Raw genomic sequence first — 537 nt, 5'->3', positions numbered from 1 at the left:
CATCGGTATACCACGGCTTTGCCAAGTAAAGAGATCGGGTGGTAAACGCAAACTTACGTTGATTGGTGGAGGCGTTCGGCCTTCCACTTGCAGCATGCTTTTTTGTTCGACTAATTCAGATAATGCAACGGGACGAGCCGTACTCACCCAGTTTGGCGCATCGTACGGGACTCGTGGTTTGATTTGTTTGACTTCATTAATCTTCGCGATTGGTCCAGTAAGAAGTTGGTTTCCCAACGCCAAACCTTGCACCGCAATGTTAAGATCCTTACTGTCACGGCCTGTCACCAGAAGAAACTTCACGTACGGGTCTGTTGGATGAGTGATGACTTGAAGACGAGGGCCATCCGTGTCTGGAAAATCTCTCAGAAACTCAGGTTTGTTGTCATTGGTAACAAAGACAATGGCGTTGCGCTTAGGTAACGTGTCGACACTAAAAGGGAATTGAGCACCACGCCAACCTGCAAGAGCACCAAAGTAAGAACTCAAGACACCGGCTGCTTTGACATCATCCAGATCGTATTTGCCACCCATAAC

General features: G+C 48.0%; 1 protein-coding gene. It reads right to left on the bottom strand.

Going from position 1 to position 537, the window contains the following annotated elements; translation table 11 throughout:
- On the bottom strand, positions 1–537 hold a 537-nt coding region (locus R7Z50_RS30630), incomplete at both ends, for a cellulose biosynthesis cyclic di-GMP-binding regulatory protein BcsB (RefSeq protein WP_318150169.1).

It is taken from the genome of Vibrio sp. 1249-1 (assembly GCF_033340495.1).
Note: the sequence above shows the minus strand (reverse complement) of the source record. Positions and strands in the feature narration are given on the sequence as shown.